Origin of the sequence: Curtobacterium sp. USHLN213 (assembly GCF_037144815.1) — a bacterium.
Lineage (GTDB): Bacteria > Actinomycetota > Actinomycetes > Actinomycetales > Microbacteriaceae > Curtobacterium.
This window is the reverse complement of record NZ_JBBCYQ010000002.1, coordinates 355,065-376,485: the sequence shown is the minus strand read 5'-3', so window position 1 is coordinate 376,485 and position 21,421 is coordinate 355,065. Positions and strand designations below refer to the sequence as shown.

Sequence of the window (21,421 nt, the reverse complement as noted above, 5' to 3'; positions counted from 1 at the left end):
CCGACGATCCTGTCACGGATGCCAGCGTCGACGCGACGTGTGCTCCTCGTAGGGCTGGGGATCGGGGTAGGTCAGGAGCTCGACGGTGCTGCCCCACGGGGTGCGGACGTACACGAACCGGTTCCGGTCGCCGGCTTCGGGCCCCGGGAGCGGGCGGGGTGCGCCGAGCGCGGTCGCCCCGGCGGCCACGACCCGGTCGAGCGTGGCGTCGAGGTCGTCGACGTACAGCGCGAGGTGCTGCCACCCGAGGTCGGACGGCACCGCCGGGGTGTCCTGCTCGACGTGGTCGAAGGCGAACAGCTCGATGCCGGGGCCGTCAGGCAGCGCGAGCATCCGGATCCGCACCTCACGGGCGTCTCCGGGGACACCGAGGCGTGACGTCGTCGCCGCGCCGCCCTTCGGAGGCTGGTCGGCGGGGAGCGTGTCGTAGAGCACCTCGGCACCGAACGCGTCGATCAGGAACGCGCTGGCCGCGTCGACGTCGGGCACGGTCAGTCCGATGTGGTCGACGCCGCGGACGCTCACGCGCCCGCCCCTCTGCCGGCGGCTCCCCCGGCGTGGCTCGCCAGGTCCGCGATGGGGCCCCGGCCGGCCCGCAGGTCGGCGAGGACCGCTGCCGCGTCGTCGTACACCCGGACCGCCCCGGCCCGGCGCAGCTCGTCGCCGCCGATCCCGCCCGTCATCACGGCGACGCAGGGCACACCGACCCGTCCGGCGGACTCGACGTCCCACATCGCGTCGCCGACCATCACGGCGGCATCGGCGGACACGCCGACCTTCCGGAGCGCGACCTCGATGATCCCGGGGTCCGGCTTGGCCTGTTCGACGTCCTCCGAGCTCGTGACGGCGGTGATCCACGCCTCGGCGTCGAGCAGTTCGCGCAGGCGCACGAGTTCGTCCTCGGGCGCGCTCGTGGCCAGCACGACGGCGTGACCGGCCTCGACGACGGACCTGAGCAGCTCACGGGCACCCGGGAGGAGCCGCAACCGCGGCATCTGCTCGGCGTAGTACGCGGTGTGGAACTGCTTGACGGTGTCGCGCTGCTCGTCCGTGGCGTCCGGCAGCAGCTCCTCGAGCAGCTTCGCCGAGTCCATGCCGATCGCGCGGTGGATCCGCCAGGCGTCGACGGACTCGCCTGCTGCCGTGCACGCCCGCCACCAGGCGTCGATGTGCGGGTAGTTCGAGTCGACGAGGGTCCCGTCGATGTCGAAGAGGACGGCGGTGGAGGGTGCGTCGGGCATCCCTCCACCCTGCCCTGGAGGCGCGGATCGCCTCTCAGGGGCGCGTCACGTCCGTCAGACGGTGATCGACTCGCCGGCGGGCAGGATCTGCACCGGCACCGGTCCGAGACCGTCCGGGCCGAGGAACCGCGCGGCGGACTGCTGCCCGAGTTCGCTGAGCATCGCCTCGTGGATCTGCACGGCGTGCTCCGGGGAGACCGCGCGGACGTAGTCGACGGCCTCGGCGGTGCTCGTCCACGGGCCGCTGGTCGGCAGCAGCAGGGTCTGCACCGGGACGCCGGGCACGAGGTAGGCGTCGCCGGGGTGGAACACGGCGCCGTTCACGAGGTAGCCGACGTTCGCGATCGTCGGGATGTCGCCGTGGATGACGGCGTGCTCCTCACCGAAGACCTGCACCGAGAACGGGCCGACCTCGAACGTGTCACCGGCCGAGACCGCGGCGACGCGGCCGTCGTGCGCGCCGAGCTGGTCGACGATCGCGGCGGGCCCACGGACCACGAGGGCGTCGTTCGCGGCGAGGGCGGCACGGACGGCGTCGACGTCGAAGTGGTCGAAGTGCTCGTGGGTGACGAGGACGGCGACGGCGGCCGTCGCGAGGTCGGTGCCCTCCGGCGTGAACGTGCCCGGGTCGATGACGAGGGTGGCGCCGTCCTGCTCGAGGACGACGGTGGCGTGGTTGTACTTCGTCAGCTCCATGTCGACGAGTCTACAACAGTGTTGTACATCGACGTGGTCGATCCGGATGAGAGGGCGTTCACCGTTCGAGTCTCGCCGCGATGCGGTCGAACAGTTCCGGCACCCTGGCGAGTGCCGCACGCTCGGCCTCGGACAGCTCGGATCCGATCACCGACGCGAACGCCCCGGCTCGGGCGCTCCGTTCCCGGAGCATGACCGTGCGGCCCGAGTCCGTCAGCCGGATCACCGAGACCCGCCGGTCCCCGTCGGAGACGCCTCGCTCCACGAAGCCGCGCTCCTCGAGCTCCGCGACGGTCCGTGACTGTCCCTGGTGCTTCACGCCGCGGGCCCGCGCGAGCTCGGCGATGGTCTGCGGCCCCTGCCGGTCGAGCAGGCCCAGGCTCGCGCTCTGCGCCTGCGGCAGCTCGTCGGTGAGTACCCGGGTGGCCCGCACGATCCGGCCGATCGACTCGCGGAGCTCCTCGGCGAGGTCGTCCGGGGTCGTCGTCATGCCCTCGACCGTACCGCCGGAGTCCTGCGACGGCGGCCTACCGGAGCGCGACCCAGACGGGGAAGGCGGCGGCGGCACTCCAGGCCTGCGGGCGGCAGGCGGCCGGGTACGGGGCCGGACGTGTGACGGCGGACGCGTCGTCGCCGGCGTGCAGCTCGGGCATCCGGAAGTCGAACGCCACCGCCGCGGCGAGCAGCTGCTCGGACAGGACCCGGGCCTCGTCGTGGTGTCCGGACCGGGTGAGGCCCGTGATCACCACGGCGGTGTCGTGCGCCCAGACGGTGCCCCCGTGGTAGCTGAGCGGCCAGTACCCGGCGGCGGTCGTGGAGAGGGTCCGGAGGCCGAAGCCGCTCGCCAGGTCCGGGCTCACGACACGTGCTGCGACGACGGCTTCCTCGTCCGGGGTGAGCAGGCCGGTGCCGAGCAGGTGGCCGATGTTGCTCGTGGCGGAGTCGACGGGGCGCTTGCGGGCGTCGAGGGCGATCGCCGGGTACCGACCGATGTCGTCGGCCACCCAGAAGGCGTCGCGGAAGCGATCGGCCAGGCGGGCGGCCCAGGTACGCCACTCGTCGCCGCCGGGACGGCCGAACGCATCGAGCAGGTCGGCACCGTGCACCGCGGCCTCGTGCGCGTAGCCCTGCACTTCGCACAGGGCGATCGGGCCGTCGGCGAGGGTGCCGTCCCGCCACTGCACGCTGTCCCCGGAGTCCTTCCAGCCCTGGTTCGCCAGCCCTCGGCCGGACTCGTCGACGTACTCGAGCAGCCCGTCGCCGTCCGCGTCGCCGTGGTCGCGCATCCACGCCAGGGCGCGTTCGAGCGTCGGCAGGAGCGCTTCGACCTCGGCGTCGGGGAGCCCCGCACGCCAGGCGTCGTGGAGCAGGCACGCCCAGAGCGCCGTCGCGTCGACGGTCCCGTAGTAGAGCGGTGGCAGGGAGATCTCGTCGTTGTCGACCGGCAGGGACGCCTGGCGCAGCTCGTGCATGATCTTGCCGGGCTGCTCGGCGGTCGCGGGGTCGTCCGCGGTGCCCTGCAGCGCGGCGAGGACCCGGAGGGTGCCCCCGGCGGTGCTGGTGTCGACGGGCAGCAGGAAGCGGGCGGCCCAGATCGCGTCGCGGCCGAACAGGGTGAAGAACCAGGGGGCGCCGGCCGCGATGAACTCGCCCTCGGGCCGCGCCAGCCGCAGAGCGTCGAGATCGTCGGTGGCACGCTCCAGCCAGCGCCGGAGCCGGTCGTCCTGCACGCCGGCCGGGACGTCGAACGGGCGCGGGGTCGTCACGCCGGTGACGACGGCGTCGGGCGTCTCCACGGCGCAGTCCCACGCGAGGTCGACCTGGTGCGCGCGCTCCGTCCGCCAGCGCAGCACGACGTCACCGTCCTCGACGCGGACGGATGCTCCCGGGGCGTCGAGCCGGACCCGTACGGAGCCCGAGGTCCACGATGCGGTCTGCTCCGAGGCGTCGGCGGGGACCGGCTGGGGGCCGTGACCGGCCTTCACCGCGTCCATCCCGGCGGCGTCCGGGGTCAGCCTGACGGTCACGACGAGCTCCGCGGTGCTCGCGCCGGGCCCCTGGAGCCGATCGGTGACGCGCAGGCGTTCCGCCACCCCGTCGATGCGCACCGTCCGACGACGGTCGAGGCGGACGTCCGGATCGGCGCCGGTACCGTCGAGGCCGCGCAGGAGTCCGGTGAAGACGACCTCGCGGGCACCAACGGGCACGACGGCGACCGATTCCACCGCGGAGTGCTCGACGCTGACGCGCACGGCGGAGACGAACCGCTGGTCGCCGGTCCAGTAGCCGTGCACGGGGTTCGCGCCGATGGCACCGTCCCGACCGGACCATGCCTGCGTCGGTGCCGCGATGACGGCGACCTCGTCGTGGAGCAGGGGCTGCAGCGTGGCGGTCGTGGCAGCGGCGGTGGTGGTGTTCGTGGTGGTGGAGGTCATGGGGCTTCCTCGTCGACGGGTTCGGGGGACGGGATCCAGGCGCTGGGTGTCCAGCTCGGTACGGGTCGGGGTGCGTCCGGCAGGCGACGCACGAGCAGGGGCTCGGCACGGATGCCGGTCGGGTCGCCGGGGGCACGGTCGATGCGCACCGCGCCGCCTCCGTCGTGGTCGGTGACGGCTTCGACGAACGTGGCCGAGCGCCCACGGTGGACGACGCCGACGCCCTCGTCGAGCTCGATGCCCGCCGGGAGGTCCCCCGCCGCGACGGCTGCGCGGAAGACCGGCGACCGGTCCGGGTCCGAGTCGGTGTGGACACCGAGCGAGCCGGACACGAAGCCGAGTCCGTCGGCGAGGACCGACGGCTGCGGGCCGTGGCTCTGCGTGACGCCGCCGGTGTGCCAGCAGAGCGCGCCGGCCGATCCACCGGCGAGCACCACTCCGGCGTCCCAAGCCTCACGCAGGACCTCGTCGAGACCGTGGGCACGCCACACGGCGAGGAGGTTGACCACGGAGCCGCCCGAGACCCAGACGACGTCCGCACCGAGGACGGCGTCGCGCAGGGACGGCACGTTCCGTCTCGGGAAGAACCGCAGGTGCGACGCCTCGACACCGGCCGTACGGGCCGCTGCGAGCTCTGCCCCCTCGACGGTCCGCTGGTCGCCGCCGGCGGTGTTCACGTGCAACACGCGTGGTGGCCGACCGGCGGGGACGCGGGCGAGCCGGACGGCCTCGAACAGGAGGGGACCGTAGGCCGAGTCGTCCCACTCGCCGCCGACCAGACCGCCGCAGGTGGCCAGGATCGTGGGTTCGGTGGCGGTCACGTCGGGGTGCTCATTCCTTGACCGCCCCGTCGCTGCCGTTCATGATGCGCTTCTGGAACACGAAGAACGCGACCGCCACGGGGATGGTCATGACGAAGGCCGCCGCGAGCTTGACCGGGAACTGGTTCCCGGCGCTCAGCGCGCCCGACGCCAGTGATGCGACGCCCTTCGTGAGCGTGGTGAGGTCGGGCGACGAGGTCGACACGATGAAGTGCGCGAGCTCGTTCCACGATCCCTGGAACGACAGGATGGTGATCGTCACGACGGCCGGACGCGCCATCGGGAGCACGACCGACCAGAAGGTCCGGAACGTGCCGGCACCGTCGATCTTCGCCTGCTCCTCGACGCTCACCGGGATCGATTCGAAGAAGTTCTTCATGATGAACACCCCGGCGGCGTCCACGAGCAACGGCACGATCATGCCCGAGTACGAGTCGTACATGCCGAGCTGGTTGATCACGAGGAACTTCGGGATGAGCAGGACCACGCCCGGCACCGCCATGACGGCGATGAGCAGGGCGAAGACGGTCTGGCGACCCGGGAACCGCAGTCGCGCCAACGCGTACCCGGCGAGGGAGTCGAAGAAGATCCGGCCGAGCGTGACGAAGACCGCGACGATGATCGAGTTCATCGCCCAGATCCCGAAGTCGGAGTTCTCGAAGAGGGTCTGGAACGCCGCGCCGGTCCAGGTGACGGGGAGCGCCAGCGGGTGCAGGGAGGCGTCCTGGTCGGTCTTGAACGCGTTCACGATCGCGACGTAGAACGGCAGCAGGTAGACGACGGCGATCAGGACGCCGAACACCAGCAGCACCACGCTCCGCGGCGTGAGCCGACGTGGCCGCCGGCCCGGGCCGGGTGCCTGCGTGACGGTGGTGGCGCCGAGGTCCGGCACCGCGCCTCCTGGCACTGCCGCCCTGGAGGCGCGGGTCGGCTCGGTCCCGCCGCCTGCGGTCGCCGGGGTGGGTGCGCTGGTCATCGTGTGCTCCCCTTCTCGATCCACCGCATCCGACGGCGGGACACCGGGCGGTCGCGCAGCGCCCACCGCTGCAGCAGCGTGAAGACGACGATGATGCCGAACAGGATGAAGGCGATGGCTGCGCCGACGCCCCACTGCTGGCTCTGGAACGCGGACGTGTACGACAGGAACGCCGGCGTGAGCGTCGTGTTCGCCGGGGCGCCCTTCGTGCCCGTGTAGATCTGGTCGAAGACCTGCCACGTCCCGATCAGCCCGAGCGTCAGCACCGTGAAGAGCGTCGGGCGCAGCTGCGGCAGGGTGACCCGCCAGAACCGCGTCCAGGACCCGGCGCCGTCGATCATCGCCGCCTCGTCGACCTCCGGCGAGAGGTTCTGCAGCGCCGCGATGAACAGCAGCATGAAGGTGCCGCTCGTCGTGAACACCGCGAGCAGGATGAAGGCGGTCATCGCGACCGACGGACCCGCGAGCCACTCCCACCACGAGATGCCGAGCATCGTGTGGTCGGCGAGGAAGGCCGGTGGTGTGCCTCCGCCGAGGTGGAACAGGCCGGTGGGCTCGTTGAACCAGTTCGGTCCGTTGATCCCCGCCCAGCTGATGATCTTGTTGACGGCTCCCGTCGACGAGAACAGGAACAGCCAGAGGACGGTGATGGCGACCGAGCTCGTCACCGAGGGGAAGTAGAACGCGGTCCGGAAGAACCCGCGCCCGCGCAGTGCCCGACCGCTGACGAGCAGGGCGAGCCCGAGCGCCACGGCGGTCTGCAGCGGGACGACGAACACGACGTACCAGAGGTTGTTCCTCAGCGCGGTGCCGAAGTTCTGCTCGTCGAGGCCCCCGCCGCCGAGGATCTTGGCGTAGTTCTGCCCGCCGACGAAGGAGACGTCGGACGAGAACGGGCTGCCGACACCCCGCCAGTCGGACACGCTGACCCAGGCCGCCATGACCACCGGCACGGCGAGGAACAGGCCGAGGACGATGATCGTCGGCGCGGTGAACAGCCAGCCCGAGACGGCTTCGGCACGGTTCTTCCGGGACACGTCCGTCAGCCCTTCAGCGCGGCGGCCATGTTCTTCTGGACGCCCTCGAGCAGGGTCTTGGTGTCGGTCGTCCTGAGGCTGCCGAGCTTCGAGTCGAAGTCGGCGATCACGTCGGCGGTCCCGGACGCGTTCGGCAGGCCCTGGGCGGCGTCCGCCTGGTCGAGGAACGCGGCGTACTGCGGGTACTCCTGCTTCCAGGTGCCGGCGGCCGACTCGACCGAGGGCATCACACCGAACGCCTTCGCGAAGGCGAGCTGCTGGTCGGTGCTCGTCATCTTCTCGACGAAGGACAGCGCTGCCTTCTGGTTCGGGGAGTCCTTCGCGATGCCCCAGCAGTTCGTGAACTGCAGCGTGCCGGCACCCTTCGGGCCCTTCGGCAGGGCGACGACCTCGTAGTCCACGCTCGGGTAGCTCGACGACATCGCCCCGGTGAGCCAGTTGCCCTCGATGGTCATCGCGGCCTTGTCCTTGCCGAACGCGTCACCTCCCCAGCTCTCGCCGAGGTCGCTCGAGAACTTCATCGAGCCGTCGTCGAGCAGGCTCTTCACGTAGTCGAGGGCCTCGACGTTCGCGGCCGAGTCGACCGTCGCCTTCGTCTGGGCGCTGTTCGTCAGGGCACCGCCGGCCTGGGTCATGAACGCCCCGAGACGCTCGATCTGCGGGCTGGTCGTGAGTCCGACCCGTCCGTCGCGGGTGAGCTTCTCGGAGACCGTCCGCAACTGGTCCCAGGTGGTCGGGACGTCGCTGTCGGTCAGCCCGGCGGCCTTCCAGTCCTTCGTGTTGATGAACAGCGCGAGGGTGGAGAAGTCCTTCGGCGCGCAGTACAGCTGGTCGTCCACGGTGAACGACTTCGTGAGCGTCGGGTAGAAGTCGCTCGTGTCCTCGAGCTGGTCGCCGTAGGCCAACAGCGAGCCGTTCGCGGCGTACCCGGCGAGGGACGACGTGCTGACGTAGAACACGTCGGCGGGCTTGCCGGCCGCGAAGCCCTGGGCGAGCTGCTGGTCGAGGTTGTTCGCCGGCTGCACCGTCGCGCCGGTGCCCGAGGACTTCGACCACGCGGCGGCGGCGCTCTTCACGGCGGCGGTCTCGGCGTCGCCCGACGAGCCGATGAGGACGGTGAGGGGGTCGTCGCTCGAGGTGAGCTTCGCGGCGCCACCGCCGGAACCGTTGCCGCCCGAGCTCGAGAAGCCGGAGCCACAGGCGGAGAGGGTCAGAGCTGCGGTGAGCGCCATCGCTCCCGCGGTCAGCATGCGTGCTGTGCGTCGTTGCATCAGGGGGACTCCTCGTCGAGTGCAGTACTTCGATCGTTCAAATTTGATCGATCAAACGAGTCGACCATACACCTGCGAGGCGCTACGGTGAACCCCATGTCGCATCCCGCCACCGTCGCCGACGTCGCCCTCGCCGCGGGCGTCTCACGGCAGACGGTGTCGAACGCGTTGAACCGGCCCGAGGTCGTCCGCCCCGCGACGCTCACCAGGGTCCGGGCCGCCATCGACGACCTCGGGTACCGGCCGCACGCGTCCGCCCGTCGGCTCCGCACCCGCCAGAGCTCCACGCTCGGCGTCCGGCTGGAACCGGTGCACGGCATCTCCGGCGCCGTGCTCGACCGCTTCCTGCACGCGCTCGTCGAGTGTGCCGACCTGCGCGGGATGCGCATCCTGCTCTTCACCGCCACCGACGTCGACGACGAACTCGCCCACATCGAACGCCTCGTCGAGGGTTCGGACGTCGACGGGTTCGTCCTCACCTCGACGTTCCACGGCGATCCCCGCGCGGCGTGGCTCGGCGCCCGGGACATCCCCTTCGTGACCTTCGGCCGGCCGTGGGGTCTGCCGGACATGGACGCCGCGCCGCACCCCTGGGTCGACGTCGACGGGTACGCGGGCGTGCACGTCGCGACCGAGCACCTGGTGGCGCAGGGGCACCGCCGGACCGGGTTCCTGGGCTGGCCGAGCCCGTCCGGACAGGGTGACGAGCGCCGACGGGGCTGGCGGGACGCGATGCGCGCGGCCAGGCTGCCCGACGATCCCGGGCTCACGTGCGAGGACGACGTCACCGCGGCCACCGGCACGGTCGCGGCGGCGGTCGAGGACGGCGCCGGGTTCGACGCGCTCGTCTGTGCGTCGGACACCCTCGCCCTCGGAGCCCGGTTCGCGCTCGGGGCGGCGGTGCCGGTGGTGGGCTACGACGACACCCCGGTGGCCGAGGCGGTGGGCATCTCCAGCGTGGAGCAGCCCCTGGTCGAGGTCGCCGCGGCCGCGGTCGAGCTGCTCATGGGCACCGGTCGGACCGTCCTGCCCGCGTCGACCGGACACCGCCTGCTGGCTCCGCGGGTGGTCTGGCGGAGCTGAGACCGCGCGACCACGGCGTGCCGCTGCGCTACCGACCGACGCCGTCGCGCCCGACCGACCCGGTCGACACCGTGCCGACGTGGAGGATGCGCTCGCGGATGACGTCCGCCGCACGGTCGTCGGCCGACACCACGACACGGACCGCCGGCCCGTCCGCAGCGGGGACGGTCCGGCCGTGCTCGGCCCCACCGACCACCACGTCGAGCGGGGTGGTACGGACCGCGAGCTCGACCTCGCCCGCCGCGACGGCCGCCGCCAGCGGGTCGTGGAGCGGTGCGCGACGGACGTGGTCGACCGACTCGTAGAAGTCGACGTAGCTGCGCAGCATCGTGCCGAGCGCGACCCGGAGCGGATCGCCGGCCGCCGTGAACCGGTCGGCGTCGGTGTCGTCGAAGCGGTGCTGCCGGGTGACGTCGAGCGGCACGAGCACGAGGTCGAAGCCGGCGCGGAGGACCCGCCTGGCGGCCTCGGCGTCGTTGTGGACGTTCGCCTCGGCGGTGGGCGACACGTTGCCCGCGTCCCACACAGCGCCGCCCATGATCGTCAGCGTGCCGACGAGCTCCGGCAGACGCGGCTCGGCCTCGAGCGCGACGGCGAGGTTCGTGAGCGGGCCGATGGCCAGGACGTCGAGCTTCCGGTCACCGGCTGCGTGGTCGCGGGCCAGCCGGACGAGGAGCTCGGCGGCGGGGTCCTCCGCGGCCGCGACACCCGGCGGGAGGTCAACCCCGCCGATGCCGTTCGCCCCGTGCACGTGCGGTGCGCCGCCGCCGTAGGAGCCGCCGATCGGGTCGTGCGCGCCGACCGCGACGGGCACGGTCCGGCCGCACAGGGCCAGCAGCGCCGCGGTGTTGACGGCCGCCGTCGCCGCGTCGGTGTTGCCGGAGACCGTACCGATGCCGACGAGGTCGACGTGCGGGACGTCGAGCAGGTACGTGAGGGCGAGGGCGTCGTCGACGCCGGTGTCGCAGTCGAGGAAGAGCGGGACGGTGGGCGTGGTCACCCGGTCATCCTCCCATCGCCGGCGGGAACCGCCCCGGACACGATCCGATGACGATCGGATCGGTCCGCGGACGCCGACGACTACGGTCGGCTGCGGGGCCGCCGACCGGCCCGTGATCGCGGTACCAGGGGGAGCACATGCGACGGATGACGACCACAGGGAGCACGGCGATCGCGCTCGCAGCACTGGCCCTCACCGGCTGCGCCCAGGGCTCGACCGGCGCCGACCCTGCCCCGACCGGGACGACGTCCGCCGCGGCTCCGAGTGCCTCCCCGACCACGCCGGGCTCGACCCCGCGTCCGACCTCGACGATCACCCCGGTGCCCGGGGTCGACGACGACGCCGGCCGGATCCCCGACTCGTGCGAGGCGCTCATCACGGCGGGCAAGTGGGACTCCTCGTTCGCGGGTTCGCCCCTGAACGACCCCACGGTGGTCGGCGACCCGGTGGTGGTGCCGGAGGACGACCTCACCCCGGTGCTCCAGCCGGACGGCAAGCAGCTCTCCTGCGTCTGGAAGGACCCGCGGGCGGACATCTCGTTCCTGTCGATCCGGGTCGCGACCGTCGACTCGACCAAGGCGTACCCGCACCTGAAGACGGCACTGGACGGGTACGACTGCTCCCTCGACGGCTACGGGTACCGCTGCCAGAAGGTCACGCAGAACGCCGAGTACCCGGTCACCGACGGCGACACGTACTACACCCGCGGCGACGTCGGCATCCACGTCCAGCAGTCGAACACGCCGACGTCGGGTCTGCTCGACGACGTCGTCGCACACGTCTTCTAGCGGTCGGCGGGCCGCGACCGGATGTGCGCCCGCTCGCCCTGCGGCCCGTACAGGCACAGCACCTCGGTGACCTCGTCCGTGGTGTTCCCGACCCAGTGCGGCGTGTGCGTGTCGAACTCGACGACCTCGCCCGGCCCGAGGTCGAAGTCACGGTCGCCGAGGAGCAGCCGGAGCCGTCCGGACAGCACGTAGAGCCACTCGTAGCCCTCGTGCGTCCGGAGGGACCGATCGGTGTTCGCGGGCTCCGGCGGGATCAGCTGCTTGAAGGAGCGCACGCCTCCGGTCCGTCGGGTGAGCGGCACCACCACCCGGCCGCCGTGCAGCTCCGGCGCGAGGTGCACCCGCGGATCACCGGTCCGAGGCGCCCCGACCAGGTCGTCGAGCGGCACCTGGTACGCCCGTGCGAGCGGCAACAGGAGCTCGAGCGTGGGCTTCCGCTGGCCCGACTCGAGCCGCGACAGCGTCGACACCGAGATCCCGGTCTCGGCGGCGAGCGCCGCGAGCGTGACGGCACGGCGCGTCCGCAGCGCGCGCAGTCGCGGGCCGACCCCGTCGACGACCTCGGCCGTCGTGCGCGGGGTGATCCGTTCCTCCCGATCCGTCGTCATACCGGCCATGTTGCCAGACCGGCAAGGATGTTTGCCGTCAGCGCTCATGGATCCGCAGGATGCAGGCATGCGTGATCACTACGACGTCATCGTGGTCGGCGGAGCAGCCGCCGGCCTGTCAGCAGCACTCGTCCTCGGCCGTTCGCGGCGGTCCGTGCTCGTCGTCGACTCCGGCGAGCCGCGGAACGCCCGCGCCGAGGGGGTCCACAACTACCTGGGGCGCGAGGGTGCCTCGCCAGCGGAGCTCGGCTCGGTCGGCCGCGACGAGGTGGCCGCCTACGGCGTCGAGGTGACGACCGGGAGGATCGTGGCCGCGTCCGCCACGGACGGTGACGGTGTCGACCCGGTCGGCTTCTCGGTCACGCTGGAGTCGGGCGCGGTCGTCGCGACACGCAGGCTGGTCGTCGCCTCCGGCGCCGTGGACGTCCTGCCGGAGGTCCCGGGCCTCGCCGAGCAGTGGGGGCGCGGTGTGGTGCACTGCCCGTTCTGCCACGGGTGGGAGATCCGCGACCAGCGCATCGGCGTGCTCGTGACGTCGCCGATCGGGGCGCACCAGGTGCTCATGTTCCGCGCGCTGAGCGAGGACGTGACGGCCTTCGTCACGGACCCGGCGCTCGTCGACGACACCACCCTGGCCGGTTTTGCCGCCCGCGGTGTCCGGGTCGTGACGGGACCGGTGCGCGACGTGGTGTCCGACGGTGATCGTCTCGCCGGCGTCTCGCTGGTGTCCGGCGAGTTCGTGGCGCTCGACGCCCTGGCCGCGGCGAGCACGGCGGAGGCGCGCATCGGGTTCCTCGAGGGACTCGGGCTCGAGGCCACCGACCAGTTCATGGGTGACCACCGGTACGCGAGCGCCCTGACGGTGGACGCCGCCGGACAGACGAGCGTGCGAGGCGTGTACGCGGCCGGGAACGTGGCGGCGCCGATGGCGACCGTCATCGCGTCGGCGGCGGCCGGGACGCAGGCGGGCGCGGCGGTGCACGGCGACCTCGTGCAGGCTGACCTGGCGCGCGCGCTGGCGACCGCGCCGGCGGGTCAGTCGACGCGGTAGCCCGCCTGGGCAGCGAGGAGCGGCGCGAGCGTGTACAGCTGGTCGGCGGCGATCGTCGCGCCGCGGAACCCCTCGAGCCGCTCCACCCGGTCGAGGTCGGCGGCGCTGAGGTCGACGTGCTCGATCCGGGTGTTCGAGCCCTCGGCCGCGCGGATCCTCGTCCCCTCGAACGACACCCGCAGCAGTCGGGCATCGGCGATGTCCAGCTCGTCGACGACGCAGTCGCGGAACACCACGTCGGTGAGCGTCGACCCACGGAGGTTCACGAACCCGAGCTTCATCCCGACGAACTCGACGCCGTTCAGTCCCGCGTCGTACAGCTCGGCGGAACCGATGCGGCCGCCGGCGATCCGGACCTCGCGCCAGGAGCTGCTCGACGCCCGGAGCACCGGCGCGTCGAGCGTCTCGACGACCGAGTCACGCACCCGCAGTCCCCGGAGGTCGGCGCCGTCGACCCGGAGGGTGCCGATCACCGACTCCTCGATCTCGAGGTCCGGCAGCCGCTCCCCCGCGAGGTCGAACACGTCGATGCGCTTCCCCTCGATCCGGTCGCCCGTGAGGACGTCGCCGGGACCGGGCGTCCAGTCGTCGAGGTCCGTCGGTTCGGTCAGGGTGATGCGCGGGGCGTCGGTACCGGAGCTGCGGGGCATGCGCTCAGTCTGCCGCCTGGGACCGACGTCGCAGTGTGCTGTCGAGGACGTAGTCCTTCGCGGGACCGTGTGCCTCCCACCGGACCGTCCACCGTTCGGCGTCCCCGGCGAGGACCCCGGAGTAGTCGTCGGGTGAGCACGCGTGCGACACCGCCGATCCCCAGACCCAGTCGTGGAACACCCGGCCGTCGGCGAAGTGCACGGTCCAGCGGTCGTCCGGGCCCCGGCGCACCCGGAGCGTCCGTGCCACGGGGACGGTCCGCCCGTCGAAGGCCATCGTGCCGGTCTCGTCCCAGCGGACCTCGTCCGGAGCCGCGCGCGTCAGCGTGGTCGTCCCGGTCACGAGGCCGTCGACCCCGGCACGCCGGTCGTGGACCGTGCGGCGCAGGGTCCACTCCCCGAGCAGGTCGATGGGCTGCAGCACCCGCCCAGGCTAGCCGCGGAGGGCCTCGGTGCGGGCGGTGCGGTGCTCCTCGTCGGAGATGACGCCGCGGGCGCGCAGGTCGTCGAGCTCGGCGAGCCGCTGCTCGAGCGACTTCTCGGGCGCGAGCGTCCGGCTCTGCATGGCCTGGTACGCCAGGTCCTCCTCCATCGTGAACGGGTTCTGGCCCCGCTTCGCCATCCGGGCGCTGCGGAGGACGATCGTCACGACGATCGCGACGAACCCGAGGCCGATCACGGCCGAGCCCACGCCGAACAGGACCCCGAACGCGCCGAAGTCGCCGAAGCCGAAGCTCCCGAACCCGCCGCTGCCGTCGCTGTACAGATCCCCGAACACGCCGTCCCCCTTCGTCGGAACGATCCGACCGTAGCGCTTCCCCGGCCCGGGCGCTGCCCCGCGAAGGGGCCACCCTCACCCGCTCAACGGCCCCGACCCCGGCACCCGCGCCCCGTCCGCGAACCCGGCCACGAGCTCGCGCAAGGCCTCCTCGGAAGTGTGCCGCGCCTCCCATCCGAGCACCGACCGCGCCCGGTCGGTCCGCATGATCGGCACCTGGGCCGCGATGTCCACCCACCCGGCGTCCGTCGGCTGCAACCGCAGCCGCCACGTGAGCGTGACGAGCCCGCGGATCAGCCACATCGGCGCTCGGATCGCCCCGAGCATCCCGAACGCCCGCGCCATCCTCGGCGGGTTGAGCACGGGTGTGGCAGCGATGTTGAAGGCTCCGCCGGCACGTCGGTCGATCGCGCGCCAGAAGGCATCGGCGACGTCGTCGGCGTGCACGGCCTGGAACACGAACGGCAGCGGCAACGGCAGGACCGCCCAGCGGATCCACCGGACGATCGACATCGGCACGAGTCGTCCGAGGAACAGTCCGCGGAGCTCGGCGGCGGCGCTGCGCTGGAAGACCAGTCCGGGGCGGAGCCGGGTCACCACGACCTCCGGGTGGCGAGCGGCGAAGGCGTCCATCGCCGCCTCGTTCTCGGCCTTGTGGATCGAGTACGTGGCGGTCGGGATGCCGGTGACGGGGAACTCCTCGTCGACGGGCGTCCGCTTGCCGTCCACGTCGACCCCGCGGTACGCGCCAACGGACGAGGCGACGACGACCTGGGGCACGCCGACGCGCGCCACGGCCTCGAGGACGTTGGCGGTCCCGGTCACGTTCGTCCGGTACTGCGCCGGGATGTCGTGCGTCGGTTGCAGGGCCCAGCCGAGGTGGACCACCGCGTCGGCACTCCGGAACACGGCGGCCAACTGGTCGACCGCGTCCGGGGCACCGATGTCGACGGCGTGCCAGACGGCCGTCCCGTACGGATCGGCACGGAGGTCCGGCAGCCGCCGAGCGATCCCGACGACCTCGACGGAGGTGCCCTCGGCACGGACCGCTGCCAGCCGCCGCAGCACGGCGGTCCCCAGGTTGCCGGTCGCGCCGACGACGACGATCCGCATCAGGCGGCGGCCAGTGCGGGGTCGAGCACGACCTTCACGCAGCCGTCCTCCTTCTTCTGGAACACCTCGTACATGTGCGGGGCGTCCTCGAGCGAGACCCGGTGGGTCGTCAGGTCGAGCGTCCCGAGCGGGTCCGACGGGTCCTGCACGAGCGGCATGATGTCGTCGATCCAGCGCTTCACGTTGCACTGCCCCTCGCGGACGGTGATCTGCTTGTCGAACAGCGTGAACATCGGCATCGGGTCCGCTCGACCGCCGTAGACACCGCTCAGCGAGACCGTGCCGCCACGGCGGACCAGGTCGATCGCCGCGTGCACGGCGGCGAGCCGGTCGACACCGGCGACCTCGATGGCCTTCTGCGCGATCGCGTCGGGCAGGAGTCCGGCGGCGCGCTGCGCGAACCCGGCGACCGGGTTGCCGTGCGCTTCCATGCCGACCGCGTCGACGACCCCGTCGGGACCGCGACCGTCGGTCATGTCGATCAGCTGCGGCACGACGTCCTTCGTCAGGTCGAACACCTCGGCACCGTGCTTCGCCCCCAGGTCGCGGCGGACCTGCTCGGGGTCGACGGCGAGCACCCGGTAGCCCAGGTGTGCGCCGATGCGGGCGGCGAACTGTCCGACCGGACCGAGGCCGAGCACCGCGAGCGTCCCACCCTCGGGCACGTCGGCGTACTGCACGGCCTGCCAGGCGGTCGGCAGGATGTCGCTGAGGAACAGCCAGCGGTCGTCGGGCGTGCCGTCGTCCGGGATGACGATGGGTCCGTAGTCGGCGTGCGGCACGCGGAGGTACTCGGCCTGTCCGCCGGGGACCTGGCCGTACATCTTCGTGTAGCCGAACAGCGAGGCGCCCGTCCCGTACTCGGCGGTCTGGGTGGTCTCGCACTGCGACTGCAGGCCGTTGCGGCACATCCAGCAGTGGCCGCACGAGATGTTGAACGGGACGACGACGCGGTCGCCCACCTTGAGGTTGGTGACGGCGGAACCGACCTCCTCGACGATGCCCATCGGCTCGTGGCCGAGGACGTCGCCCTTGTCGATGTAGGCGCCCAGCACCCGGTAGAGGTGCAGGTCGGAGCCGCAGATCGCGGTCGAGGTGATCCGCACGATCGCGTCGGTCGGCTCCTGGATGGTCGGGTCGGGGACGGTCTCGACGGACACCTTCTCGGTGCCCTGCCAGGTCAGTGCGCGCACGTCGCGTTCCTCTCGTGGTCGCTTCGGGCCGGCCAGGAGGCGCGGCTCGTCTCCCCACGTCGGTACCCGCCCGCCCCGTGGTGCGTTCCCAGCCCCGTCCGGTCAGCGCGTTCCGTGGCGGACGCGAGCCGCGCCTCCTGGCCCGCCCGCGGCGACCCCGTGTCCCGCGTCAGCCGCCTGCCGGAGGTGCGCATCGGAACGACGTCTGCGCGCCGTGCACCGTGCGCACTCGTCGTCGCCGTGCGCAGTCCCGTGCCCGCGCCAGGTGGCCGATCGGCCAACCGGATCGTCCCGCCAGCCGATGTGCCCGACCGGCCGGTCGACCGAAGCTGGTGCCGATGGACCACCGCACCACCCGCCGCTCCCTGCTCGCCGGAGCGGGCGCCCTGCTCGCCGCCGGGGCGCTCTCGGCCTGCTCGCCGACCGGACCACGACGGGAGGCCGTCGCGACGCACCCACCGACCCCGACGCGTTCCCCGACGCCGACGCCCACTCCGACGCCGACACCGACGTGGGTGCAGCCGACGATCTCGAGGACGCCGCTCCCGGCGGGCACCGTGACCGGACTGCCGGCGGGGACGCCCGGGATCGCGTGGACCGTCGACGACGGAGCGTCCTCCGACGTCGTCGGTGCCTACGCCCGCTTCGCCGCCGCGACCGGCACCCGGTTGACGTTCTTCGTGAACGGGGCGCGGCCCTCCTGGACGGAGCACGCCGACGTGCTCCGGCCCCTCGTCGAGTCGGGGCAGGTGCAGATGGGCAACCACACCTGGGACCACCCGGCGCTGACGAAGCTCGGCGACCAGGCCATCGAGGACGAGCTGACGCGCAACCACGAGTTCATCGAGCGCACGTTCGGCGTCGACGCGCGCCCGTACTTCCGGCCGCCGTTCGGGTACCACGACGCCCGGGTCGACGCGGTGGCCGCTCGGGTCGGCTACACCACGCCGTTGCTCTGGTACGGCACGCTCGCGGACTCCGGAGACATCGGTGCCGGGCAGATCGCCGGGTTCGCGGACCAGTGGTTCACGCCGGGCCGGATCGTGATCGGGCACGCGAACTTCCCGGGGACGATCGACGCGCTCCCCCGGCTGGGCGCACTCGTCCGGCAGCGTCGGCTCGGGACGTACACGTTGGACGACGTGTTCTCACGCTGACCGCGGACCCCGCGCGGGACCGGGGCCGGGATCGGCGGGGTCGGCGGGGTCGTGCCGGGTGGCCGGGACCCCGGGTCCTGCTCCGATGCGTGCCAGCGCGCGACGGGCCGCGGTGCGGGCCTCGGCAGCGGTCGGGGCGGGTTCGAGCCCCAGCAGTCGCCGACGGTGTCGCTCCCCGAGGAGCAGCGTGAAGAGCGTCTCCGCCTCGCCCGGGTCCGCGCCGGCGCGGACGAGCGCGGCCTGCGCCGTGAGCGGGCCGGCCTCGTGGAAGCCCCGTGCGAGTTCAGGCGAGCTGACGGCCGTGGCGATGACCAGCCGGTGCAGCGCGACCGCGCGGTCCGAGAGCAACGCCTCGACCACGGCGGTCGCGGTCGATTCGAGGTCGGGGTGCGCGTCGTCGCTGTACCCGTGGTGCCGCTGGACGACCGCCCGGAGCAGGGCCGCCTTGTCGCCGAAGGCCGTGTAGATCGTCCGCTTCGTGACCTCGGCCGCCGCGGCGACGCGGTCGAGCGAGACGTCCGCGAAGCCGTGCGCCAGGAAGAGGTCGGTCGCGACGTCGAGCAACCGTTCGTCGCGTGCAGCACGCTCGTCCGCGGTCGGTCGCCCTCGCTTGCCCATGGTCCGAGTGTACCGGTAATGATACGTTGGCGTTTCATTACGAGAGGATGCGCAATGGACGACGTGATCTGCCACGTGGCGATCGCCGACGACTGGGAGATGAGCCGCGGGTTCGGCGTGTACGAGGTCGCAACCCGGAACGTGCCACTCGAACCCGGCGACCACGTCCGCGTGGCCACCCCCGCGGAGGTCGGTGCGATCGTGGCCGAGCGCTACGCCGACCTGTCCATCCCACTGCTCCGGATCGACCTGAGCGTCGCCGGACTCCGGGCCGCCGGCGTGGAGGTCGCCTGGCACGAGGGCACACCCCGGGTCCTCGGAGGCATCCCGATGGACCCGGACGTCGTCCTGGCCGAGACACCCATCAGTCCGCGGCGCTGACCTCGGGGACCGCGTCGAGTCGCCGACCGAAGCACACCGAGTTCGTCGACCCGGCGTAGGCGCCGAAGAGCGGGATCGCCGTGTACCCCTCGCGCCCGTAGAACCGGATCGCGTCGGGCTGCGCCGTGCCGGTCTCGAGGACCACCGAGCCAGCGCCCGCCCGCACCGCTTCCCGCTCGAGCCGCCGGAGCACCGCCGTCGCCACACCGGTCCCCCGAGCGGACGGCGCCGTGTACATCCGCTTGATCTCCACGACACCGGCACCGAGGACGTGGTCCGGGAGCGGCCGGAGTCCGCCGCAGGCGATCGCGGAGCCGTGCTCGTCACAGGCCAGGACGAACACCGGAACGTCGGCCGCGGTCGGCGGGACGCCGGGCTCGTGGTCGCTCGTTCCGTACCGCGCGTCGAGCTCCTGCCGCTGCGCTCGGCGGAGCCGGTCGGCGTCCGGGTGGTCGAACGGGACGGTCGTGATGGTGCAGCGCATGGCGATCCTTTCGGTAACGACCGTTACGGTAACACCTGTTACGCTTCCGGTGTGCCCCGGACCCGAGACGATGCCGCCCAGCGGACCCGGCTGTCCGAGGCCGTCTTCACCACCCTCGCCGACCTCGGTCCGACGGGCCTGACGCTCCGTGCGGTCGCCGAACGCGCCGGGTGCACGACGGGGCTCGTCCTCCACACGTTCCCCGACAAGCGCGCCCTCCTCCTGCACGCCCGGGACGTCCTGCACGACCGCACGAGGGTCCGTGCCGACGCGCTCGAGGCGAACGCCCCGGATGCGGCATCAGCAGTGCGAGCCGTGGCCGGCGGCGCACTCGCGGTCGATGCCGGACGCCTCGCCGAGGCGCGGGCGTGGGTCGCGTTCCTCGCCGCTGCGCTCGGTGACCCCGTGCTGCGCGATCGGCACGTGACGAACAGCCGCTCCTTCGCCGAGCGACTCGCTCGACTGCTCGCGCTCGCGACCGGCCTCGCGGGTGCGGTGTGCGACGACCGCGCGGCTGCCCTGGCCGCGACCGTCGAGGGGATCACCGCGTTGGCCGCGGGCGACCCGGAGCGGTGGAGGCCCGAGCGACAGTTCGCGGCACTCGACCTCGTGCTGGACGCGGTGCTGACGCCCTAGTCCCGCCGACCCCGTCCCCGGCGGGCGGTCCGGCTCCTCGGGTAGGCCGGGCTGCGCGGGGCGGCCCAGCTGCGTGACGCGCAGCTCAGACCGCGACCGGATCGGCGAGGACCGCCCGCAGCACCGCCTCGTGCTCACTCCGGTCCCCCGGCCCGGAGCTCCCCGCGAGCATGATGAGCGCCTTCCAGAGCGCCCAGCCCCGAGCACGCGCCCACGTGTCGCCGTCGAGACCCACCGCGTCACGGAAGTCCCGGCGGGCATCGCCGTCGAGGAACGTCCACGCGAGGACGAGGTCGCACGCCGGGTCGCCGACGCCGCACGTACCGAAGTCGATCACCGCGGAGAGCCGACCGTCCGCGCCGACGAGCAGGTTGCCCGGGGCGACGTCGCCGTGGAACCACACGGCGGGCCCGCGCCAGACCGAGGCCGTCGCAGCGTCCCAGACCGCTTCGCAGGCACCGCGGTCGACGGCGTCCCCGAGCGCGTCGAGCGCCGCCACCACCTCGGCCGCGTAGTGCGAGGGGTGCGCTCCCCGGTGGAACGAGTGCGCCCCGGCGACCGGCCCGTCCCCAGCCGGCACGGCCCGGAGCTGCCGGAGCACCGCGCCGACGTCGGCGGCGAGGACCCGTCGGTCGAGGTCCGTCGCGCGGAGCGCGACCGTGCCGTCGATCCAGCGCCGGACCGACCACGGGAACGGGTACCCGTCGGCGGGGACGCCCAGGCCGACGGGCTCCGGCACCGGGACGTCGAGCCGCGACGCGAGGTAGGGCAGCACCCGCTGCTCCTTCTCGACCGCAGCCACGTAGCCGGCGGCGCTCGGCAGCCGGACCGCGAACTCGCCGCCGAGCCGGTAGGTGCGGTTGCCCCACCCCTGCGGATCGACCTCGCGCACGGGCAGCCCGGACCACTGCGGGAACTGCGCGGCCACGAGCCGTTCCACGAGTGCGGGATCGATGCGGGGTCGGGGCACCTCGGTGTGCATGCCCCCAGGCTAGGCTCCGGGCATGGCCACCGTGTCCGAGCTGCTGACCGCGAACCTCCACGACGTCTTCGGGAACCGCGACGCCGCTGCCCGGCGTGCCGCGATCGAGCGGACGTACTCCCCCGACGTGACCTTCACCGACCCGGAGGGCACCGCCGTCGGCTGGGACGCCCTCGAGCAGAAGGCCGCCGAGCTCCTCGAGACCGTGCCCGGCGCCTTCCAGTTCGTCGAGGAGGGGCGTCGCTACGTCTCGGAGACGCACGGCGCACTCGCGTGGGGCTTCGGCCCGGTCGGGGCGCCCGCCGTGCGCGGGATCGACGTCGTCGAGGTCCGCGACGGTGTCGTCGTGTCGCTCACGACGTTCTTCGCGGAGCCCACCGAGTCCGACTGAGGACACGCACCGCGTCCGACTGAGGACACTC

26 protein-coding genes are annotated in these 21,421 nt (G+C 72.7%); 7 read left to right on the top strand and 19 right to left on the bottom strand.

Annotation, left to right across the window (positions count from 1 at the left end; genetic code table 11):
* Window positions 1-12: 12 nt before the first annotated feature.
* From WFH25_RS04460 to WFH25_RS04420, 9 genes are read right to left on the bottom strand one after another with little or no spacing between them, the layout of a single operon-like run.
* Window positions 13-525: a VOC family protein gene (locus WFH25_RS04460; RefSeq protein ID WP_336696942.1), complete on the bottom strand. Its 513-nt coding sequence runs from the start codon at window positions 523-525 to the stop codon at window positions 13-15.
* A complete protein-coding gene (locus tag WFH25_RS04455) occupies window positions 522-1,241 on the bottom strand; it encodes an HAD family hydrolase (RefSeq protein WP_336696941.1) in 720 nt (239 codons plus the stop codon). The genes WFH25_RS04460 and WFH25_RS04455 overlap by 4 nt, the downstream gene beginning before the upstream one ends.
* A 54-nt stretch (window positions 1,242-1,295) precedes the next feature.
* A complete protein-coding gene (locus tag WFH25_RS04450) occupies window positions 1,296-1,937 on the bottom strand; it encodes an MBL fold metallo-hydrolase (RefSeq protein WP_336696940.1) in 642 nt (213 codons plus the stop codon).
* A 58-nt stretch (window positions 1,938-1,995) separates the two neighbouring features.
* Window positions 1,996-2,427: a MarR family winged helix-turn-helix transcriptional regulator gene (locus tag WFH25_RS04445; protein WP_336696939.1), complete on the bottom strand. Its 432-nt coding sequence runs from the start codon at window positions 2,425-2,427 to the stop codon at window positions 1,996-1,998.
* Between the two features lie 37 nt (window positions 2,428-2,464).
* Complete coding sequence (locus tag WFH25_RS04440; RefSeq protein ID WP_336696938.1) at window positions 2,465-4,372, bottom strand: amylo-alpha-1,6-glucosidase; 1,908 nt, start codon at window positions 4,370-4,372, stop codon at window positions 2,465-2,467.
* A complete protein-coding gene (locus tag WFH25_RS04435; protein ID WP_336696937.1) occupies window positions 4,369-5,193 on the bottom strand; it encodes a Type 1 glutamine amidotransferase-like domain-containing protein in 825 nt (274 codons plus the stop codon). The genes WFH25_RS04440 and WFH25_RS04435 overlap by 4 nt, the downstream gene beginning before the upstream one ends.
* Before the next feature lie 10 nt (window positions 5,194-5,203).
* Entirely contained in the window at window positions 5,204-6,169 is a 966-nt protein-coding gene (locus WFH25_RS04430) for a carbohydrate ABC transporter permease (RefSeq protein WP_083295110.1), read from the bottom strand.
* A complete protein-coding gene (locus WFH25_RS04425; protein WP_336696936.1) occupies window positions 6,166-7,206 on the bottom strand; it encodes a carbohydrate ABC transporter permease in 1,041 nt (346 codons plus the stop codon). Before WFH25_RS04425 ends, WFH25_RS04430 begins: the two co-directional genes overlap by 4 nt.
* Before the next feature lie 5 nt (window positions 7,207-7,211).
* Entirely contained in the window at window positions 7,212-8,477 is a 1,266-nt protein-coding gene (locus tag WFH25_RS04420) for a sugar ABC transporter substrate-binding protein (RefSeq protein WP_336696935.1), read from the bottom strand.
* 96 nt (window positions 8,478-8,573) lie between these two features.
* Between WFH25_RS04420 and WFH25_RS04415 the strand changes: the two genes are divergently transcribed.
* Complete coding sequence (locus WFH25_RS04415; protein ID WP_336696934.1) at window positions 8,574-9,560, top strand: LacI family DNA-binding transcriptional regulator; 987 nt, start codon at window positions 8,574-8,576, stop codon at window positions 9,558-9,560.
* Between the two features lie 28 nt (window positions 9,561-9,588).
* Here WFH25_RS04415 and WFH25_RS04410 read toward each other — a convergent pair whose 3' ends face one another.
* The gene (locus WFH25_RS04410) at window positions 9,589-10,560 is read right to left on the bottom strand and encodes a nucleoside hydrolase (protein WP_336696933.1); all 972 of its coding nucleotides are present in this window, start codon (window positions 10,558-10,560) and stop codon (window positions 9,589-9,591) included.
* 146 nt (window positions 10,561-10,706) lie between these two features.
* Between WFH25_RS04410 and WFH25_RS04405 the strand changes: the two genes are divergently transcribed.
* Entirely contained in the window at window positions 10,707-11,348 is a 642-nt protein-coding gene (locus WFH25_RS04405; RefSeq protein ID WP_336696932.1) for a hypothetical protein, read from the top strand.
* Here WFH25_RS04405 and WFH25_RS04400 read toward each other — a convergent pair.
* Entirely contained in the window at window positions 11,345-11,956 is a 612-nt protein-coding gene (locus WFH25_RS04400; protein ID WP_336696931.1) for a helix-turn-helix domain-containing protein, read from the bottom strand. The genes WFH25_RS04405 and WFH25_RS04400 overlap by 4 nt on opposite strands.
* Window positions 11,957-12,023: 67 nt before the next feature.
* On the opposite strand from WFH25_RS04400, the gene WFH25_RS04395 reads away from it, so the two are divergent.
* Window positions 12,024-13,007 carry an NAD(P)/FAD-dependent oxidoreductase gene (locus tag WFH25_RS04395; protein WP_336696930.1) on the top strand — a complete coding sequence of 328 codons (984 nt, stop codon included), beginning with the start codon at window positions 12,024-12,026 and terminating at the stop codon, window positions 13,005-13,007.
* Here WFH25_RS04395 and WFH25_RS04390 read toward each other — a convergent pair.
* From WFH25_RS04390 to WFH25_RS04370, 5 genes are all read right to left on the bottom strand, one after another.
* Window positions 12,992-13,657, bottom strand: coding sequence for a pentapeptide repeat-containing protein (locus tag WFH25_RS04390; RefSeq protein ID WP_336696929.1), 666 nt, complete (start codon window positions 13,655-13,657; stop codon window positions 12,992-12,994). The genes WFH25_RS04395 and WFH25_RS04390 overlap by 16 nt on opposite strands.
* A 4-nt stretch (window positions 13,658-13,661) precedes the next feature.
* Complete coding sequence (locus tag WFH25_RS04385; protein ID WP_336696928.1) at window positions 13,662-14,081, bottom strand: DUF6314 family protein; 420 nt, start codon at window positions 14,079-14,081, stop codon at window positions 13,662-13,664.
* 9 nt (window positions 14,082-14,090) lie between these two features.
* Complete coding sequence (locus WFH25_RS04380; protein ID WP_336696927.1) at window positions 14,091-14,435, bottom strand: SHOCT domain-containing protein; 345 nt, start codon at window positions 14,433-14,435, stop codon at window positions 14,091-14,093.
* A gap of 75 nt (window positions 14,436-14,510) precedes the next feature.
* Entirely contained in the window at window positions 14,511-15,548 is a 1,038-nt protein-coding gene (locus WFH25_RS04375; RefSeq protein WP_336696926.1) for an NAD-dependent epimerase/dehydratase family protein, read from the bottom strand.
* Complete coding sequence (locus tag WFH25_RS04370) at window positions 15,548-16,741, bottom strand: zinc-dependent alcohol dehydrogenase (protein ID WP_071303342.1); 1,194 nt, start codon at window positions 16,739-16,741, stop codon at window positions 15,548-15,550. The genes WFH25_RS04375 and WFH25_RS04370 overlap by 1 nt, the downstream gene beginning before the upstream one ends.
* A gap of 338 nt (window positions 16,742-17,079) precedes the next feature.
* Here WFH25_RS04370 and WFH25_RS04365 point away from each other — a divergent pair, with 338 nt between their 5' ends.
* Window positions 17,080-17,898, top strand: coding sequence for a polysaccharide deacetylase family protein (locus WFH25_RS04365; protein ID WP_336696925.1), 819 nt, complete (start codon window positions 17,080-17,082; stop codon window positions 17,896-17,898).
* On the opposite strand, the gene WFH25_RS04360 is transcribed toward WFH25_RS04365, so the two are convergent.
* Window positions 17,890-18,516, bottom strand: a complete 627-nt coding sequence (locus tag WFH25_RS04360; RefSeq protein ID WP_336696924.1) for a TetR/AcrR family transcriptional regulator — start codon at window positions 18,514-18,516, stop codon at window positions 17,890-17,892. The two genes, WFH25_RS04365 and WFH25_RS04360, sit on opposite strands and share 9 nt — an antisense overlap.
* Before the next feature lie 54 nt (window positions 18,517-18,570).
* Between WFH25_RS04360 and WFH25_RS04355 the strand changes: the two genes are divergently transcribed.
* Window positions 18,571-18,897, top strand: a complete 327-nt coding sequence (locus tag WFH25_RS04355; RefSeq protein WP_336696923.1) for a hypothetical protein — start codon at window positions 18,571-18,573, stop codon at window positions 18,895-18,897.
* Here the strand turns inward: WFH25_RS04355 and WFH25_RS04350 are convergent.
* Complete coding sequence (locus WFH25_RS04350; protein WP_336696922.1) at window positions 18,881-19,381, bottom strand: GNAT family N-acetyltransferase; 501 nt, start codon at window positions 19,379-19,381, stop codon at window positions 18,881-18,883. The genes WFH25_RS04355 and WFH25_RS04350 overlap by 17 nt on opposite strands.
* Before the next feature lie 51 nt (window positions 19,382-19,432).
* Between WFH25_RS04350 and WFH25_RS04345 the strand changes: the two genes are divergently transcribed.
* Window positions 19,433-20,017, top strand: coding sequence for a TetR/AcrR family transcriptional regulator (locus WFH25_RS04345; protein WP_336696921.1), 585 nt, complete (start codon window positions 19,433-19,435; stop codon window positions 20,015-20,017).
* Window positions 20,018-20,102: 85 nt separating this feature from the next.
* On the opposite strand, the gene WFH25_RS04340 is transcribed toward WFH25_RS04345, so the two are convergent.
* Complete coding sequence (locus WFH25_RS04340; protein ID WP_336696920.1) at window positions 20,103-20,999, bottom strand: aminoglycoside phosphotransferase family protein; 897 nt, start codon at window positions 20,997-20,999, stop codon at window positions 20,103-20,105.
* 22 nt (window positions 21,000-21,021) lie between these two features.
* On the opposite strand from WFH25_RS04340, the gene WFH25_RS04335 reads away from it, so the two are divergent.
* The gene (locus tag WFH25_RS04335; protein WP_336696919.1) at window positions 21,022-21,390 is read left to right on the top strand and encodes a nuclear transport factor 2 family protein; all 369 of its coding nucleotides are present in this window, start codon (window positions 21,022-21,024) and stop codon (window positions 21,388-21,390) included.
* The last annotated feature ends 31 nt before the right edge of the window (window positions 21,391-21,421 follow it).